At 40.7% G+C, this 17,296-nt stretch carries 20 protein-coding genes and 1 riboswitch; all 20 genes read left to right on the top strand.

The features are described 5' to 3' along the window. Positions 1-159 precede the first annotated feature (159 nt). The 20 genes from A9479_RS08180 (at position 160) to A9479_RS08085 (ending at position 17,291) form a co-directional block, all read left to right on the top strand. Positions 160-999: a flagellin gene (locus A9479_RS08180; protein WP_010391170.1), complete on the top strand. Its 840-nt coding sequence runs from the start codon at positions 160-162 to the stop codon at positions 997-999. A gap of 124 nt (positions 1,000-1,123) precedes the next feature. After that, the gene (fliD, locus tag A9479_RS08175; RefSeq protein WP_064663161.1) at positions 1,124-2,422 is read left to right on the top strand and encodes a flagellar filament capping protein FliD; all 1,299 of its coding nucleotides are present in this window, start codon (positions 1,124-1,126) and stop codon (positions 2,420-2,422) included. A gap of 6 nt (positions 2,423-2,428) precedes the next feature. Beyond that, positions 2,429-2,815: a flagellar export chaperone FliS gene (fliS, locus tag A9479_RS08170; protein ID WP_016899403.1), complete on the top strand. Its 387-nt coding sequence runs from the start codon at positions 2,429-2,431 to the stop codon at positions 2,813-2,815. 226 nt (positions 2,816-3,041) lie between these two features. Then, on the top strand, positions 3,042-3,377 hold the full coding sequence (locus A9479_RS08165) for a hypothetical protein (RefSeq protein ID WP_064663160.1): 336 nt from the start codon (positions 3,042-3,044) through the stop codon (positions 3,375-3,377). Continuing rightward, a complete protein-coding gene (locus A9479_RS08160) occupies positions 3,374-4,663 on the top strand; it encodes a flagellar hook-length control protein FliK (RefSeq protein ID WP_064663159.1) in 1,290 nt (429 codons plus the stop codon). The genes A9479_RS08165 and A9479_RS08160 overlap by 4 nt, the downstream gene beginning before the upstream one ends. A 25-nt stretch (positions 4,664-4,688) precedes the next feature. After that, positions 4,689-5,120, top strand: coding sequence for a flagellar basal body-associated FliL family protein (locus A9479_RS08155; protein WP_028835459.1), 432 nt, complete (start codon positions 4,689-4,691; stop codon positions 5,118-5,120). A 9-nt stretch (positions 5,121-5,129) separates the two neighbouring features. Then, positions 5,130-5,852, top strand: a complete 723-nt coding sequence (locus A9479_RS08150) for a FliA/WhiG family RNA polymerase sigma factor (RefSeq protein WP_082918312.1) — start codon at positions 5,130-5,132, stop codon at positions 5,850-5,852. 17 nt (positions 5,853-5,869) lie between these two features. After that, the gene (gene motA, locus A9479_RS08145; protein WP_010391179.1) at positions 5,870-6,733 is read left to right on the top strand and encodes a flagellar motor stator protein MotA; all 864 of its coding nucleotides are present in this window, start codon (positions 5,870-5,872) and stop codon (positions 6,731-6,733) included. Beyond that, on the top strand, positions 6,733-7,731 hold the full coding sequence (locus A9479_RS08140) for a flagellar motor protein MotB (RefSeq protein ID WP_082918311.1): 999 nt from the start codon (positions 6,733-6,735) through the stop codon (positions 7,729-7,731). The genes motA and A9479_RS08140 overlap by 1 nt, the downstream gene beginning before the upstream one ends. Beyond that, positions 7,724-8,125, top strand: a complete 402-nt coding sequence (locus A9479_RS08135) for a PilZ domain-containing protein (RefSeq protein ID WP_013464393.1) — start codon at positions 7,724-7,726, stop codon at positions 8,123-8,125. Before A9479_RS08140 ends, A9479_RS08135 begins: the two co-directional genes overlap by 8 nt. A 33-nt stretch (positions 8,126-8,158) precedes the next feature. Beyond that, complete coding sequence (locus tag A9479_RS08130; RefSeq protein WP_028835456.1) at positions 8,159-9,064, top strand: FliM/FliN family flagellar motor switch protein; 906 nt, start codon at positions 8,159-8,161, stop codon at positions 9,062-9,064. 3 nt (positions 9,065-9,067) lie between these two features. Next, positions 9,068-9,400 (top strand): FliM/FliN family flagellar motor switch protein, encoded by a 333-nt coding sequence (locus tag A9479_RS08125; protein ID WP_064663158.1) that lies wholly within the window; start codon positions 9,068-9,070, stop codon positions 9,398-9,400. Between the two features lie 4 nt (positions 9,401-9,404). Beyond that, entirely contained in the window at positions 9,405-10,157 is a 753-nt protein-coding gene (gene fliP / locus A9479_RS08120) for a flagellar type III secretion system pore protein FliP (protein ID WP_013464396.1), read from the top strand. Further along, positions 10,154-10,423 carry a flagellar biosynthetic protein FliQ gene (locus A9479_RS08115; RefSeq protein WP_013464397.1) on the top strand — a complete coding sequence of 90 codons (270 nt, stop codon included), beginning with the start codon at positions 10,154-10,156 and terminating at the stop codon, positions 10,421-10,423. The genes fliP and A9479_RS08115 overlap by 4 nt, the downstream gene beginning before the upstream one ends. Next, a complete protein-coding gene (fliR, locus tag A9479_RS08110; protein ID WP_028835454.1) occupies positions 10,420-11,199 on the top strand; it encodes a flagellar biosynthetic protein FliR in 780 nt (259 codons plus the stop codon). The genes A9479_RS08115 and fliR overlap by 4 nt, the downstream gene beginning before the upstream one ends. A gap of 4 nt (positions 11,200-11,203) precedes the next feature. Next, positions 11,204-12,334, top strand: coding sequence for a flagellar biosynthesis protein FlhB (gene flhB, locus A9479_RS08105; protein ID WP_064663157.1), 1,131 nt, complete (start codon positions 11,204-11,206; stop codon positions 12,332-12,334). A gap of 16 nt (positions 12,335-12,350) precedes the next feature. Then, entirely contained in the window at positions 12,351-14,426 is a 2,076-nt protein-coding gene (gene flhA / locus A9479_RS08100) for a flagellar biosynthesis protein FlhA (protein ID WP_064663156.1), read from the top strand. Positions 14,427-14,565: 139 nt separating this feature from the next. Then, a riboswitch (cyclic di-GMP riboswitch) is annotated at positions 14,566-14,648 on the top strand. A gap of 95 nt (positions 14,649-14,743) precedes the next feature. Beyond that, on the top strand, positions 14,744-15,616 hold the full coding sequence (locus tag A9479_RS08095) for an OmpA family protein (RefSeq protein WP_064663163.1): 873 nt from the start codon (positions 14,744-14,746) through the stop codon (positions 15,614-15,616). 20 nt (positions 15,617-15,636) lie between these two features. Beyond that, complete coding sequence (locus tag A9479_RS08090; RefSeq protein ID WP_064663155.1) at positions 15,637-16,950, top strand: sigma-54 dependent transcriptional regulator; 1,314 nt, start codon at positions 15,637-15,639, stop codon at positions 16,948-16,950. Between the two features lie 17 nt (positions 16,951-16,967). Further along, a complete protein-coding gene (locus tag A9479_RS08085; RefSeq protein ID WP_010391195.1) occupies positions 16,968-17,291 on the top strand; it encodes a flagellar hook-basal body complex protein FliE in 324 nt (107 codons plus the stop codon). Positions 17,292-17,296: the final 5 nt, after the last annotated feature.

The raw sequence follows: 17,296 nt of genomic DNA, 5'->3' as shown, positions 1-17,296 counted from the left end.
CGAAAATGCCTGCTTTACCCGCTTTGAGCACATTATTTAAAAAATATAAAAATAATTAGAAAAAAGTTTAGGTAATTAAAAATATGGTCGCTCTTAGTTATTAGAAGGTGATTTAGGTTCACTAATTACTTTAGCTATTCATTTAAAGAGGAAATAAACATGGCTTTATCAATTCAATCAAACATGGCTTCAATGTCAATCCAAAACCAACTTGGTCGTAGCAACAACGATTTATCTACAGCACTTGAGCGTTTAGGTTCTGGTTTTAAAATTAACTCTGCTAAAGACGATGCAGCTGGTCTACAAATCGCTTCACGCTTAAACGCACAGGTACGTGGTCAAGATGCTGGTTTATACAACGGTAACAACGCTATGTCTATGATGCAAACTGCTGAAGGTGCGTTTGATGAAATGACTAACATTGCTTACCGCATGAAAGAACTTGCTACCCAAGGTTCAAGTGATACAAACGGTGCAAAAGAGTGGGCTGCACAAAGTGCAGAATACACAGCACTAGCTACTGAGCTTACAAACATCATGGACAACACATCGTTTGGTGATGGCACTAAACTTTTAGCAGCTACTGGTAAGTTTGGTGCAGGTGCGGTTAACTTCCAAGTAGGTTCAAGTGCAGCTGAAACCCTTAATGTTGATATTTCTACTCAGTTAGGTGCTGTAACAACAGCCATTGGTTCTGCTGCTGCATTTACAGACGTTGCAACAGCACAAGCGCAGATTGCGTTTGTTGATACTTTGGTTGGCGAAATTGGTACTGCACGTTCAACGCTTGGTGCATCAATGAACCGTCTTGACCATACAATGACTAACGTATCTAACATGAAGCAAAACACTCAAGCTGCTGTAGGTACGCTAATGGACGCTGATTTTGCTGCTGAAACATCAAACATGACTAAGCAACAATTGCTAATGAACTCAGGTATTTCAGTACTGAGCACAGCTAACAGCACAACACAAATGATTGGTTCACTACTTCGTTAATAGTGATTAATCAATTAAGTATGCATAGCTACACCTAAGGGTGTAGCTATTATTGTTTATAGTCATAAGTAAAAATATTTACCCTAGATTTTTTTGCTTATAACTAAAATGCTTGGAGATTAAAATGAGCTCTGCAATAGGAATCAATCCTGGGCAATTAGCCTCACAATATACACAAATTGAGCGTAGCGCTAAAGATCAGCAATTAAGTACTAAAAGTAGCCTTTTTAGCAATCAAATTAAGGCGTTTGATAGCTTGAAAAGTAATTTATCAAGCTTTTTTGATGACTTACAAGCTAGCTTAAAAGACACCAGTAGCTTGTTTTCCAACACAGCCACAGTGAGCAATCCATCGGCATTAGGCGTGAGCGCAACTGGCACCGCAGCCAGCGGCGAGTACGATGTATTTGTCGAGCAATTAGCTCAAGCACATCAAGTGGCATTGAGTTTTGACCCGGCTAAAGCTTTAACCACTGATGGTGAGTTAAGCATTGATTTGGCAGGCAGTGCGTTTAGTATTGATTTTGCAAGCCTTGGCGCTGATGCATCATTAACTGATGTTGCTAATGCTATCAACTCGCATGTTGATAATAGCGGTGTTAAAGCCTCTGTTGTGCGCTCTGGCACAGAAACCTTTTTAACTTTAACCAGTGCTGAGTCGGGTGCTGCTAATCAGGTGGGTGTGAGTTTTACTCCAGCTGCGGATGCCAATGGCAGTGATATCACCAATGCCATAACAAACAAACAAGATTTAACCTTAGCGCAAGATGCGATTGTTAAGCTAGGGGCTAATTCAGCACTGACAATCACTTCAAGCAGTAATAAACTCGATACGGTTATTGATGGGGTGACGATTGATTTAACGCAGGCGCAGTCGCCGGGCGATCAGCCAATTCACATATCAATTAACCAAGATCAAGAAAGCTCTAAAGAAAACATCCAAAGTTTTGTAGATAAATTTAATTCGCTCACCAATGGCATTACCAGTAACCAGTACTTAAAAAGAGATAATATGGCTGCCGGCCTTGCTCGCTCTTTACGTAACGATTTTCAGGGTACGTTTGAAGGTAAAACCTTGTTCTCTGTGGGTATTGAGTTTGATCGTAGCGGTAACTTAAAAATAGATAATAAAAAACTTGAAGAAGCCATGGCGACTAATCCTGAGCAGTTAACCAGCATGCTCACAGGTGAAAACGGGTTGTTATCTAAGCTGGAAACCCGCGTAGAGCCTTTCACTAAAAGCTATGGTTTGATGACGGATAAAAAGCAATCATTGCAGGCGAGCTTAAATATAGTCACTAGGCAACAAAAAGATCATGAAGTGTCGATGGAGCAAGTGTACCAACGTTACTTGTCGCAGTTTACACAAATGCAACAGACTATTGCGCAATTAGAATCTACAATGGGTCAATTTGGAGGCTAAACATAGATGTTAGATTTAAATGATGGCTTTTCAGCCTATAAAAGCACATCGGTAGATGCAAAAGCGGCCAGTGCTGATATTCATAAACTGGTATTAATGTTATTTGATGGTTTTTCGGATGAGCTTGAAAGAGTAACCGGCCATATAAAACAAAAAAGACATGATAAAAAAGCCGAAAGTATTGAAAAGCTAATGCGCATTTTAGGCGGGCTTGAGGCCTCATTAGACCTTGAAAAAGGCGGTGAAGTAGCGCAAAACATGCAAAACCTTTATCAGCATTGTGGGCAAGCGTTATTGCAAGCGAGTATAAAAAACGACTTGAGCTATATTGATTCCACCCGTGTGGTGATGAACAACCTGCAAGAAGGGTGGCAAGGGTTAGGCACACAATAAACGTATTAGAACCAGCTACCCTTAGCTGGTTTTTTCATTTTTAACACGGCTATTTTTTTACTTCCTCTACTGCTTAAATAATCTTTCTATTTATTATTAATAGCACATCACTTCCTTCCGAGGTGGAAGTTCCGCTTCCGCCTTTTTGGGTTTTTATTTTATTTATTAATATAAAACAACAACTTAAAGCTGGCTTGCTTTTTGCTAAAAGAAATATGAACTTATAATGAATTTAGTATTGCTAATGGAACACTCTCAAAAATACGCAGCGCAAAAAATGGAACAATTACTTAGCACCATGGAAGATGCTATCCATGAGAGTAATTGGTATCAAGTTAAAGCAGCCGATAAGCAGTTACTTGCGCTTTATACACAGTTACAAAGTATGCCTTGGTTTAGTTCAATGAAAACTGAACAAGACAATCTAAAAGCACGCTACGCGGACTTAATTGAGCTGGTTAGTCAAAAGCAAGCAGCTATCAAAGTGCAAATGCAGCGCCATCAAGAGGATAAAGAAGGCTTACTGGCATATGAAAAAGTACAACAAGGACTGTCATTATGAGTATCCAAGCAAATACTATGGCGACAAAGACTGACTTTGGCAGTGCCACTAATAAACCAACCATATTAAAAAGTAGTACGCCTGCAGATGCGCAAGAACTACAGAGCGAGCTTGAGCCGTTTACGCTTTCTTCAAAGCAACAGCAAACAAAACAGCAAAATGTGCAAGGTGAACAACCTCAAGAAAGTTCAGAACAACTAGCGCAAGAAGATGCCAGTGCAGAAACACAAGAAATAATAAATCCGTATTTTTTTAGCACCGCAAATTATAATCTTGATACCAATAAAATAAGCGCGCCTGTCAAAACCTTACTAAATCCAAATAGTAACCTTGGTGTAGATAGCGAAGTAATGGCTGAGGAAACACCAACAGCACAGCTTGTGGCTAATGAACAGCTGCAGACCACGCATTTAGAGACTCAGAGCGAAGACAGCTTTGTAACTCAAGAGCCTGCTAAAACTACGCCTGTGCAAAACATTGCAATGAACATAGCCACCACGACTGCGCCTACTGCGGCCATAAATGTAACGCCAGCAAATGCAGTAGTTAATAAAGAATTAAATACACTCGAAGTAGACAAAGCACCACAAACACTATACTCGCAAGCGCTTTTGAATCGATTAAATCAACCTTCGGTAGTGCTGAACACTTATGCACAAGCGCAATCAAGTAGCCTAACCAGTGAGCAAGTAGCCATACAACCGAGTGTGTCGCTGAGCAAACTTGAGCTTGCGGCATTGTCACAAAGTGCGCAATCGAAAATGGTCTTTACAGAAAGTCGCGAGAGTACGGGTCAAAAATCAACATTAGTGAATGCATTTTCAGCGTCCGCACCCGCGCCAGAGAGCTTTGAGTGGCATAAAGAAAAATTAAAAGAGGCTCCCAGTGAATGGGGGCAGCGCTTATTACATGTACTTGGCGACAAGGTAAAACTGCAAATAGGCCAACAACTACAACGCGCGCAAATTAGATTAGATCCTCCTAATTTAGGCAGTATTGAAATATCGATAAATATTGAAGGTGATAAAACCTCAGTCAGTTTAACTACGAGTAATGCGCAGGTGAGAGATGCTATAGCACAAACTTTAGATCAGTTGCGTCAGTCATTATCACAAAACTCATCCACCACAGTGGATGTTAATTTAAGTGATAAACAGCAGCAGTCGCAACAGCAGCTTGAAAATAACGAGATTGCAAATAATCAAACCGAGTCGCCCTCCCATAGTGATACAGCCAGCACTCACTCAGCAAAATCGCCATTAGATTGGTTAGATTTATTAGTATAACTACCTTGGATTAAGAGAGATAAAAGTGAAAAAAATAATAATAGCCCTAACCGTATTAGCACTTATTGCGGCTGCATTTTTTGCGGGACAGTTTTTTAACGACAGTGACTCATCTCAAGAGAGTAAACAAGCTGACATTAGTAAAGTTGAATATCACGAAATGGAGCGCTTTATTATAAGCGTATCAGATGACTCAATTGCCCGTTATTTGGTGCTCGACTTGGTACTTGTTACTTCGCCATCAGTTTACAACACAGGAACAGAGGCCATGGAGCCGCTAGTGAGAAATGTACTGGTAAAACAGTTTGCCAACATGAGCCATAGCCAAGCAAAAGCTGTTTTTAAGGATATCGATGCGGTTCAAAAAGACTTACTCGAGCAGTTTAATTTGGTTTTAGCGAATGCGGTTTCGGTTCGTCTAGATAATGTACTCATTACGAATGTCTTTATTCAATAGGCTATCGCTATGATGCTGCAAGAGGAGTGGGGCGAGCTAGTTACCGAGCCGCCAGTGACGTTCACACCGCAAAAAGAGACGCAACTATTATCGCAGTACTCTTTTTTAGTTAATAGAGCGGCTGCGCATATGCGCACTCAAGTAGGCGTTATTGTTGATAACGATGATATTTATCAAATAGGCATTATTGCCTTGCTGTCGTCTATTCGTCGCTATGGCCGCGACTTAGATGAAAAGTTTGCTGCATTTGCGTTTAAGCGTATTCGTGGAGCCATGCTAGATGAATTTCGACGTGTTGATTGGCGACCGCGTCAACTAAGGCAGCAGTCTCATCAGCTTCGTGATATGAGCCGCTCACTTCAAAAGCAGCTTGGTCGTGATGCAACAGACACCGAAATGTGTGAAGCATTAGGCATAAGCCATAAAGAGCTTATTCAACTGCACTACAGTGAGCAAGCCGAGGCATTTGATAGCCTTGAAGCGCTATTAGAAGCTAACCCTAATTTAGCGCTTACCAGTGCCCATACACACGACAAAGAAGAGACAGCAGCTACGCTAAAAGCGGCCATGAGCAAGCTCAATACCCGAGAAAAGCTGCTCTTACAATTGTATTACATGCACGAAATGAATATGAAAGAAATAGCATTAACACTCGATTTAACCGAGGCACGTGTTTGCCAACTTCATAAACAAGCACTTGAAGCGCTCACACAAACGCTTCAAAAAATCTAATACCTAAGGAATAAAGAATGCAAAGAGTTATAGGTTTAATAGTAGTACTTGCAACAGTATTAGGTGGTTTTGCGTTTGCGGGCGGCAACATCGCCACTATGTGGCAGCCATACGAGTTTTTAATTATTTTTGGCGCAGGCTTAGGGGCGCTAATTGTGGGTAATTCAAAATATGTACTGACAGAAATGTTATCGCAATTAAAGTATCAATTTATTAGTGGTAAAGGAACCGATACGTCTGAGCTTTACCATGACTTACTACTGGTTATTTACTCTTTATTAGATTTAGCCAGAGTGAAAGGTATAAAGGGGTTGGATGAGCATGTTGAAAACCCAGAAACTAGTTCTATTTTTCTTGCTTACCCAAAGGTGTATGAGTTCCCTCAGCTAGTAACTTTTATTTGCGATAACTTGCGTTTATTTAGTATGGGAAAAATCAACTCGCATGACTTTGATGCCATGTTAGAGCAAGAGATTTACACCATTGAAGAACAGCGTCTTAAGCCTTCTCATTCACTGGCTAATATAGCTGAAGCTATGCCTGGTTTTGGTATTTTAGCAGCGGTTGGCGGCATTATTATTACTATGCAGCACCTTGATGGACCTTTAAGTGAAATTGGCTACCATGTAGCCGCGGCGTTGGTGGGTACTTTTATTGGTATTTTTGCTTGTTACTGTTTAATTGCACCGCTTGCTTCTGCGATGGAGCAGTATGTAAAAAAACAAGTGGCAATGTTTGAGTGTGTGCGTGCCATGTTAGTCGCTCATGCCAAGGGCCACGTGCCAATTGTAGCGACCGACTCAGGTAGAAAATTAATTAACGAAGAAATTAAACCGACCTTTACCACCATGGAAGAGTGGATCACTAACAAGGCGGCTTAATGATGGAAAACAAAAATCAAGAAATCATCATCAAACGCTCACGTCGAAGAGCAACCGAAAAGCCTCATGGTGGTGCTTGGAAAGTCGCCTTTGCCGACTTTACTTTGGCGATGATGGCGTTTTTTATGGTGATGTGGATTATGGCGATCACCAATGAATCTGAGCGTGAAGAAATTGCACACTACATGCGAACTCACTCAATTTTTGATGGTGGCCCTGCTATTTTTGACCCTCAAAACAGCCCATTTCCCGTTGATTTAGGTGGGTCTCCTTCAGTAATTAAGCACTTAGAGTCGGGAATTACGCCGCCGGACTCTCCAAGGCCAGGAATCAGTGAAGTGTTACAAGTGCCCGATGGCACCGTTGAGCCTAAAGCAGGACAAGGCGAGAAGTTAAATTCAGCCATTGATAGCCAATTTGAAGCCTCATCTGAGCTGAGTTTATTACTTGAAAGCATTGATGAACTTAGTAAAGAAGAGTTATTAAAAAATAACTTATTAGTTGAAGAAGTGCCTTTAGGGCTAAGAGTGATTATTAGAGATGACAAACATCATCAAATGTTTGAACGCTCAAAGTCGCAAATGACTCCGTTTTTTGAAGATCTGTTTTTATACCTTGGCGGCTTAGTAAAAGACATCAATAACAAAATCATTATTTCTGGGCACAGCGACGCCAGCCTGTTTATTGATGGTAGCTCTCGTAATTGGGATATTTCTGGCGATAGGGCGCAACAGGCCAGAAAAGTGATGACCATGGGCGGAATGCCATCAAGCCAAGTGTTGCAAGTAAATGCATTCTCCTCTAATCGACCACTGAACAAAGAAAACCAAAAAGCCAGTGAAAACAGACGGGTTGAACTACTTATTTTAACTAAAGATGCAGAGGGAAAATTTAATCAGTTGTTTGATGATAGCAATATTAATAACCCAGTAAAAAAATCTGCCAGTGCGGCAATTGCTAATAAACCTGTGCTACGCCTTGAAGAGAATTATGAGTAACCAATCAGAAACTAAACGAAGTTACAAAAGATGGAATTTAAACCTCAAAGATAATTACGAGCCAGAGTCAGTTCAGCTTGGCGGGGTGGGCGTACAGTTACTTCGCCGCTGCTTTATTGATATTCCACTTTGTCATGGCGTTGCAAAAGACATTAGCGTAGGAGGTGTGGGTTTATTAGTCCCTGCTGAAAAGGCTATTCCTGACAAATTTATTGTGGTTTTTGATAAAGCCAATCGATTGACTGGCAAGGTAACGTACCGCCGCGAAGTAAGTGACAAGTTAGTGTTTTTAGGGGTTGAGTGGATAAGTAAAAATGAGCGCTTACGCAGCGATATTGTTAATCATTTACAGTTACAAGCCCAATTAAAAAAAGCAAAAAAAACCAATGCATAGACAACATAGAAATGAATCAGGAAAGACAGTGATATGAGTAAAACGTTAAGCGCTAAGGCAAAGTTAATTAAAGCGAAAGATTCTGAGCATATTACTCCATTTGCACTAACGCTAGAGCAAAGAGCCTACGAACACGCGCAGCAAAAAGCAGCGCAAATAAACGTCAATATTCGTAAAGCATTGGAGTTAGAACTTGCCCAATTATTTAACGACAGCCGCTTTGATGTAGAAATTTCGCCTTGTTCGCATTCAACTATTAATAGTTGGTTTAAAGAATCGCCTAGAATATTTCTTGCCTGTCCTTTATTTGCACCCACTCAAGGCGAAGCTTTCTTAGCGCTTGATTTTCAAAGTGCTCATAAAACAGCTGATTTATGTTTAGGCGGGCAATTCAATAATTCAGATAATTCAAGCCACGATTACTCGCCTACCACGAATGAATTGAGTGCAACAGAGAGCCGTATTTGTGGCCGTTTATTACAACGCCAAGTGCAAGGTATTCAGGGCTTATTATTTAGAGAACGCTCTGCGCTATTAGGTGAAATACAAAAATCACATGCTTTACCAGAAGCATTGCAATATTTAGCTTTTAAAGTGCGGTTTATATTAGAAACCCAAGTAATAAGTTGGTTTTTATGGCTACCAATTAGCTTTTTTTGCGCAGCCGATAGCGAGCAAGACCCAGCAAGTAGCGACACACTCAATACCGATATGTGGACACAGTTTGCAGTGCAAGGCCAGATTGAAATGGCGAAGAAAAAAGTCACATTAAAACAACTGAAAGCCTGTGTTGCTGGTGGTGTATTACCGATTGAGCTTAATGAAGCGGCGCTATTTAACCTAGGGCATAAACAAATATTTAAAGGCCAAGTCGTTGAGCAAGAGGCTGGCTTAGCATTTCAAATAACACAATTATCAAACAATACAACGAGTAATTAAATTATGAACGAAAACCTTGATAGCGCCTTAGCGGGCTTAGAGCTGGATGCTTTTGATGGATTTGATGATAAATCTGCTGATAAAAAGAACGAAGGCAATATGTCATTTTTTCAAGACGTTCCTTTGTTAGTGACTCTTGAAGTTGCAAGTACCGAAATTACCTTAGGCGAGCTTAGCCAAGCCAAAGAAGGCGACGTGCTTAAACTAGATAAAGTAGCCGGCGAAGCGCTTGATGTAAAAGTGAATGGGGTGTTTTTTGCTAAAGCAGAAGTCGTGATGGTTGAAGGGCAGTATGGTTTGAAATTTGCTCAAACAGATACCGCAAAGGATCAGTAAAAAAATGAATAAACGCGTAATTTTTAAAGTTAGCCTACTGTTGATCATGTTGTTTATACCAAGCTGGCTAAATGCAGAAGAACTTACGCTGTTTTCGCTAAAAGATACGGCCGACGGACAAGACTATAGCGTTAAACTGCAAATACTTTTGTTAATGACGGTATTGAGCTTATTACCTGCGCTATTAATGGTTTTAACGTCTTTTACTAGGATTATCATTGTATTGGCGATTTTACGCCAAGCAATGGGGTTACAACAAAGCCCGCCGAATAAAATTTTAATTGGCATCTCACTGATGCTCACCATGTTGATTATGCGACCGGTTTGGCAAGATATTTATCAAAACGCATATACGCCTTTTCAACAGCAAACCATAGGATTAGAAGACGCTTTACTCACCGCTGAAAAGCCTTTACGTGCTTTTATGCTCAGACAAACCCGTGAAAGTGAGTTGCGCCAAGTGCTGCTAATTGCCAATGAGCCAACGACACTCACCGCCGAAGAAATTCCGTTTGAAGTGTTAATGCCTGCGTTTGTATTAAGTGAGCTTACTACCGCTTTTCAAATTGGCTTTATGTTGTTTATTCCTTTTTTAATTATTGACTTAGTGGTCAGTAGTGTATTGATGTCTATGGGTATGATGATGCTATCGCCGCTGATCATTAGTTTACCGTTTAAGCTCATGGTATTTGTACTTGCCGATGGCTGGTCAATGATAGCGGGTACACTGGCGGCTACATTTGGAATGTCACCATGACCCCAGAAATGTCGGTAGAGCTTATTTCAAGCGCGGTTTATACCATTATCAAGCTCATTTTAGTGCTTATTGTACCCGGGTTATTGTTGGGTATTGTGGTCGCCATTATTCAAGGGGCTACTTCTATCCAAGAGCAAACCCTAACGTTCTTACCACGCATGTTATTAACCTTATTAATGGTGGTGTTTGCGGGGCATTGGATGCTACAAATTTTGATTGATTGGTTTGATAAGCTCAAATTTATGTTACCTGGGGTATTTGGTTGAGCTCATTACTCTCTTTAACGTCTACTGATTTAGTCAGCTGGATGGGCACGCTTTGGTGGCCATTTGTGCGTTTTTCTGCACTTTTATGGTCTATGCCGGTATTTGATAATCCGGCGGTAACGCCGCGCTCACGTATTTTAGTGTCTATGATGTTGGCTTTTTTAGTTGCTCCGCAGTTACCACTTGCGCCTGCTATTGACTTATTTTCTTTGGATGCGGTCATTTTAACGTTCGAACAAATCATTTTTGGGGTAATGATGGGGCTATCACTGCGCATCTTGTTTGAAGTGATGGCGATGATAGGGCTGATTTTATCCATGCAAATGGGTTTGTCGATGGCGCTTGTTATGGACCCAGGCAGTGGTAACCAAGTGGCATTATTGGGGCAATTATTTTGGATTATGTGTGCCTTATTATTTTTTGCTGTTGATGGCCACCTGATAACTCTACAAGTTATGGTGGAGAGTTTTCATAGTTTTCCGATTGGGCGCAGTATTTATGAGTTTGATATTCAATCGATCATTATGCTATTTGCGTGGATGTTTTCCTCTGCTTTACTGCTTTCGCTACCAGGGATAGTCGCCATGTTATTGGTTAACTTAACCTTTGGTGTAGCAAGCAGAGCAGCGCCGTCATTGAATATTTTTGTATTGGGTTTTCCTATGTCGCTGTTGATGGGCTTTTTCTGTGTATTTATGACCTTAGAGTACACCGGAAGCGCATTTTCAAGGCTAACGTATTATGTGCTAACAACCTTTGCACAGGCGATGAGGTAGCGATATGTCTGAAAATAGCTCGCAAGAAAAAACAGAACAGCCCACAGAAAAACGGCTAAAAAAAGCCAAAGAAGACGGCCAAGTTGCGCGCTCAAAAGAGCTTAACACCGCTATTTTATTAATGGTTAGTATTGCTGGGCTATTGTGGTTTGCCAATTTATTTTACAGCTTATTTGTTAACTTAATGAACAGCACCATGGTGCTGGATCACACAATTATAAATAACAAAAAAATGATGCCCATCGCGCTGGGCGACGCCATTATGAACATGCTGTCGACCCTTACGCCGTTTTTATTATTAAGCTTTTGCGCAATGTGGATCACTGGTTGTTTACCGGGTGGGTTTGTGTTTTCAAAAAAACTGGTCGCACTAAAAATGAGCAAGCTCAACCCATTAACCGGGTTAGGCAAAATGTTTGGTAAACAGTCGTTAGTTGAGCTGCTTAAATCGATATTAAAAATAACCTTACTGGCGATTTGCTTATATACCTTTTTAACCAAGCTGTGGATGCAGCTGATGGTATTACAAAACTTAGATATTAAAGTGGCGATAGGCCAAGGTATTGAACTGTTATTTTTATCATTAATGATCACGGTGACTTTGTTACTTTTTATTGCTGTTATTGATGTGCCTTTTCAGCAGAAACAGATTGCCGATAAAATAAAAATGACCCAACAAGAGGTAAAAGAAGAGCGTAAATCTTCTGACGGTAGCCCTGAAATTAAAAATAAAATTAGGCAAATACAGTATCAGCAATCAAACCGAAAAATTGAAGAGCGCGTTCCCACTGCCGATGTGATAGTGACCAATCCTACTCATTATGCTGTAGCAATAAAGTACAGTGAAGAGGCAGCTAAAGCCCCTTATGTTGTCGCTAAAGGCGTAGATGAAATGGCGCTGAGAATACGCGAAGTGGCCCGTATGAATAACAAAGAAATTATAGAAATCCCTGCATTGGCACGGGCTATTTATTTCTCGACCCGGGTCGACCAAGAAGTGCCTAACGGCTTATACAGTGCGGTTGCCTATGTACTGACATACGTATTGCAACTAAAAGCATATAAGCAAGGACGTGGGCAAGCACCCGCAGCCTTACCTGAATTAACAATCCCTAAAAATTTACAGAAACCTTAGAAGTTGGAGTTATAATTTGAACTGGCGCAGTTTTACTCAACCTTACACCGCTATTCCTATTTTGCTGTTAGCTGTTTTGTCGATGGTTATTTTGCCATTACCAGGATGGTTATTAGATGCATTATTTACCTTCAACATTGTATTGTCAGTGATTGTATTGTTAGTCGCTGTGTCTACTAAAAAACCGCTCGATTTTTCGGTATTTCCAACTATTTTGCTGGTCGCCACCTTGATGCGCTTAACCCTAAATATTGCCTCAACACGGGTAGTATTACTGCATGGCCATGAAGGTTCTGATGTCGCTGGTCGAGTTATCCAAGCGTTTGGTGAAGTGGTTATAGGTGGTAACTATGTAGTCGGTATTGTGGTGTTTGTTATTTTAATGGTGATTAACTTTGTGGTTATTACCAAAGGGGGCGAGCGTATTTCTGAGGTGGCAGCTCGCTTTACCTTAGATGCTATGCCTGGTAAGCAAATGGCAATTGATGCCGATTTAAATGCTGGATTAATTGGTCCTGAGCAAGCAAAAGAGCGACGCAGCACCATAGCCCAAGAAGCCGATTTTTATGGCTCTATGGATGGTGCCTCAAAGTTTGTGCGCGGTGATGCCATTGCCGGTTTAATTATTTTAGTGATTAACCTACTCGGTGGTGTATCAATAGGTGCTTTTCAACATGGTTTAAGTTTAGCCGAAGCGTTTCAACGTTTTGCCCTATTAACCATAGGTGATGGCTTAGTTGCACAAATCCCCTCGTTGCTGTTAGCCGTTGCTGCTGCAATTATTGTTACGCGAATGAACGATGAAGGTGATGTGAGTGAAGCGGTCGGTAAGCAGTTACTTGCCTCTCCACGTGTTATTTTTACCGCCGCTTTAATCATGGTCACGCTTGGTATTGTGCCAGGGATGCCAACTGTCGCCTTTTTAGCATTTGCTGCGCCATTGTTTTATGTTGCTTGGCGATTGCAGCGCTCTCTCCCCGATAACTCTTTAATTGAAGCAGAGCAGATGACAGACACCATTTTAAGTGAGCAACAAGCTAACTTAGAGTGGGGAGATATTTCTCATGTTGATAAGCTGTCGGTTGAGCTTGGCTTTCGTTTGGTTTATTTAGCTGATAAAGACAAAGGGGAAGAGCTGGTAAAAACCTTAAGAGGTGTGCGTAAAAATCTCTCTGAACAACTTGGGTTTTTATTACCGGAGATCAGAATAAAAGATAACCTGAAACTAAATCCACAAGAATACAAAGTAAACTTAGCGGGTGTCCCCATTGCCAGTGCCAATGTGAATGCCAAAGAGTTACTGGCGTTAAATACCGGGGATGTATATGGCTCGCTAGATGGTGAAATAACCACCGACCCTGCTTATGGGCTTGAAGCTGTATGGATAAAAGATGACAGCAAAACCCAAGCGTTGAATATGGGCTACTCGGTGGTAGATTTAGGCACCATTATTGCCACACACACTGGTAAGGTGATCAAAGAGCATTTAGATGAGCTATTCAGTTATGAGGATGTACAAAAACTCAATGAGCGTTTAAAAGAGATTTCACCTAGCTTAGCGGAAACCTTCGAAAAAGCCTTACCCACTAACTTGCAGCTTAAAGTCATTCGTTTATTGCTTAAAGAGCACATTAGCATTAAAGATATTGTCACCATTGCAGGCACTTTAATAGACAGTGTTGAGGTAACTAAAGATCCTATTCTACTGGTTTCAGATGTGCGCTGTGCTTTGCAAAAAGTATTAGTAAAACAGGTAATGGGTAATCGTGATGAACTCAGTGCTTATAGCTTAGATGAAAAACTAGAAAGTACCTTACAAAGCTCACTCGACCAAGCGATGCAAGCAGGCAAAGTTGTACTGGATAGTTTTGCGGTTGACCCTAATTTACTAGGCCAATTTCAACGCACTATGCCACTGATTGTCGAAGATATGAAATCAAGAGGGGTAACACCTACATTAATTGTGGTGCCACAGTTACGACCCTTGCTGGCACGTTACGCCAAAACCTTTACTAAAGGCAGCTTAGTAGTTCTTTCTTATAATGAAATTCCAGATACCATTCGTGTTGATATACTCGGATCGTTGGGATAATTAGTTAGATTTCATCTATAAAATGAACTTAGCATGAATTTTGTAAGTAATATTTGCAATTAATTCTATTTAACTATAGTCTATTGTTTTTATTATACATAGTTACTAGTTTTTATGTTGGTAAAAAACAATGCATAAGTAAATTAAATGGCAAACTATGCGAAAGCATAGGACGCAAAGCTTCCAGTCTAAGGCAATCGCTACGATCGTGGGGTTACATTAACTTAGTGATATTAATTAATACCTTGTTTGTATTTGTTGTATTTCGCTATTCATTTAAAAAACTTAATTGTTCTCTAAACTTATACGGAATACTCATGAACGGATTTCCTAACATTATTAAATTTGCACTTCCTTGTGCATTATTTTTGACGCAATCAGGGCAGGCTGCAGAACAAAATCTGGTCCAAAGTTATGAAAACTCGACTTGGACTGTTAAGGGCGATTCTTTCGCTTGTTCGCTACAACAGCGCTTTGAAAATTATGCGTTGCTTGAAGTTAAAACCGTGCCAGCACAGCAGCAACAACTTGTGTTTACTTGGCTTTTAAAAGATAAGCCAATAACCCGTTTGCACGTTTCATCACGCAAAGCCGATTGGCAATCAGCAAATACAGTACTCACCCCACTTAACTTCACATCAACAGATATCGAAGACAATAAAGTGCAATTTTCAGCGGATGTAAGCGCTTTACTTCGTTTAATTAAGCAAGGTGGTTGGTTAGACACTTTAGTCAGCTTTAAAGATGAGCAGTTGCGCCTAACGTTTACCAATACCCATAGCGATGAAATAGTTGCAGATTATCAACAGTGTTTAAGTAACCTTTCTCCGCTTTCTTGGGAGCAAGCACGTGATCATCAGTTACAGTTTGCCAGCGGGCAGCGCACGGTAACAGCTGAAAAAGACTTAAAATTTCTAAAGGATTTAGTGCGTTATATTTCTTTAGACAATCGCGTTAGTAAAGTATTTGTGGATGGCCACACCGATAATACAGGCTCGCCGCTATCTAATCGGCTGCTTTCAAAAGAAAGAGCGGATGACGTAGCTTCAAGACTCATTGAATTTGGTTTACCCAAAGACATGTTAGAAGTGAGAGCGCATGGTCAACGCTACCCCATTATTAAAAATTCAAAGCAGGGCGCATCGTCTAATCGCCGTGTTTTAGTTCGTCTTTTCAGACACTCAAGTTAATTGCATCGTAAGGGAATTATATGAGTCAAAGATACCTCTTATGGATCAGTGAACAACAGCCAACGCCTGAAATTCAGCAAGTTGTATTTGCCGAAAATTTTAAGTTTTTGCATACAAACTCCATCAGCGATGCGGTTAGTCACTGTCTTATTAGTAAACCGGAACTCGTGTTTGTTGATGCTGATACTCAACAACTCGAGCTTGTTGAATTAGTAAAATTACTGCGCAAAACATGCCCAACCTCACAAATTGTGACTTTAGTGGATTCATCGCAAAGTGAAATTGCTTCAAAAACAATTAATACCGGTGGTGCTGTTGATTATCTCTTAAAACCTTTCTTTGCTGAGCAGCTTAAAAAAACAATCAGAAACACTGATTCAATGAAGCATGGGTTTGAAGATTTAATCGCTGTTTCTACTAAATCACAGCAAGTATTACGTTTAGCCAACCGCGCTGCACATACCTCAGCAGGGGTGTTAATCACCGGCGAGTCTGGAACAGGTAAAGAGAAGCTCGCGCACTTTATTCATAAAGCTTCAGATCGCAAAGATAAGCCATTTATTGCAGTTAACTGTGCTGCTATCCCAGAAAATATGCTCGAAGCCATGTTATTTGGATTTAATAAAGGTGCGTTTACCGGCGCTGTAAATACCCAGCCAGGCAAATTTGAATTAGCCAATGGCGGTACTATTTTACTCGATGAAATTACTGAACTACCGCTCGATTTACAAGCTAAGTTACTGCGCGTATTGCAAGAGCGCGAAGTTGAAAGACTGGGTAGTCATCAAAAAATCAATTTAGATATACGCATTATTGCTGCCTCCAACCGCGTACTGCGTGAACAGGTTGAGCAAGGCGCTTTTCGTGAAGATTTATTTTATCGTTTAGATGTATTACCACTTAGTTGGCCAGCACTTCGGGATCGTGTTGATGACATCATCCCATTGGCTTATCACTTTATCAAAAAATATGGCAACTCTGAGTTTCACATTAGTAAACAAGCAGAAGATGTGATGCTTTGTTACAACTGGCCAGGGAATGTGCGTGAAATTGAAAACGTAATCCAACGCGCCTTAGTGATGGCCAGAGGGGCAGAGATTCAGGTTGAAGACTTAAATTTACCGCAATGCTCACCGGCGGCGGCAGCTTATTGTGCCACCCAGTTAAAAGAAAATAAAAAGCAGGCAGAATTTGATTACATATACAGTTTGTTGAGTCGATTTAAAGGGCATCGTACCCAAACAGCACAGGCGCTTGGGGTAACTACCCGAGCATTAAGATACAAAATTGCCGCCATGCGTGAATGCGGTATTGATATTGATGCAATTGCATAATTTGAAGGAAAAATAAAATGTCGCCAATTGAAAGTCAACAAATGATGCTGGGCAAAATGATGGACATGCAAAAAATTGCAGGTCCAGAAAGTATAGAGCCGGCTGCTATCAGTAATCAAAATGTAAATATTAGTGAAGATTTTAAGCATGTTATTCGCTCTATCAACGCCCAACAAAATATAGCTGGTGAGATGGTAAAAGCCGTTGATACCGGTGAAAGTGAAGACGTAGTAGGGGCGATGATTGCCAGTCAAAAAGCAGGGCTTAGTTTTTCTATGCTAATGGAAATGCGCAATAAAGTGCTCAATGGCATTGATGATGTCATGCGCATGTCACTGTAGAGGCT

It is taken from the genome of Pseudoalteromonas sp. MQS005 (assembly GCF_001661605.1).
Lineage (GTDB): Bacteria > Pseudomonadota > Gammaproteobacteria > Enterobacterales > Alteromonadaceae > Pseudoalteromonas > Pseudoalteromonas tetraodonis.
This window is presented reverse-complemented; position numbering and strand designations above follow the sequence as displayed.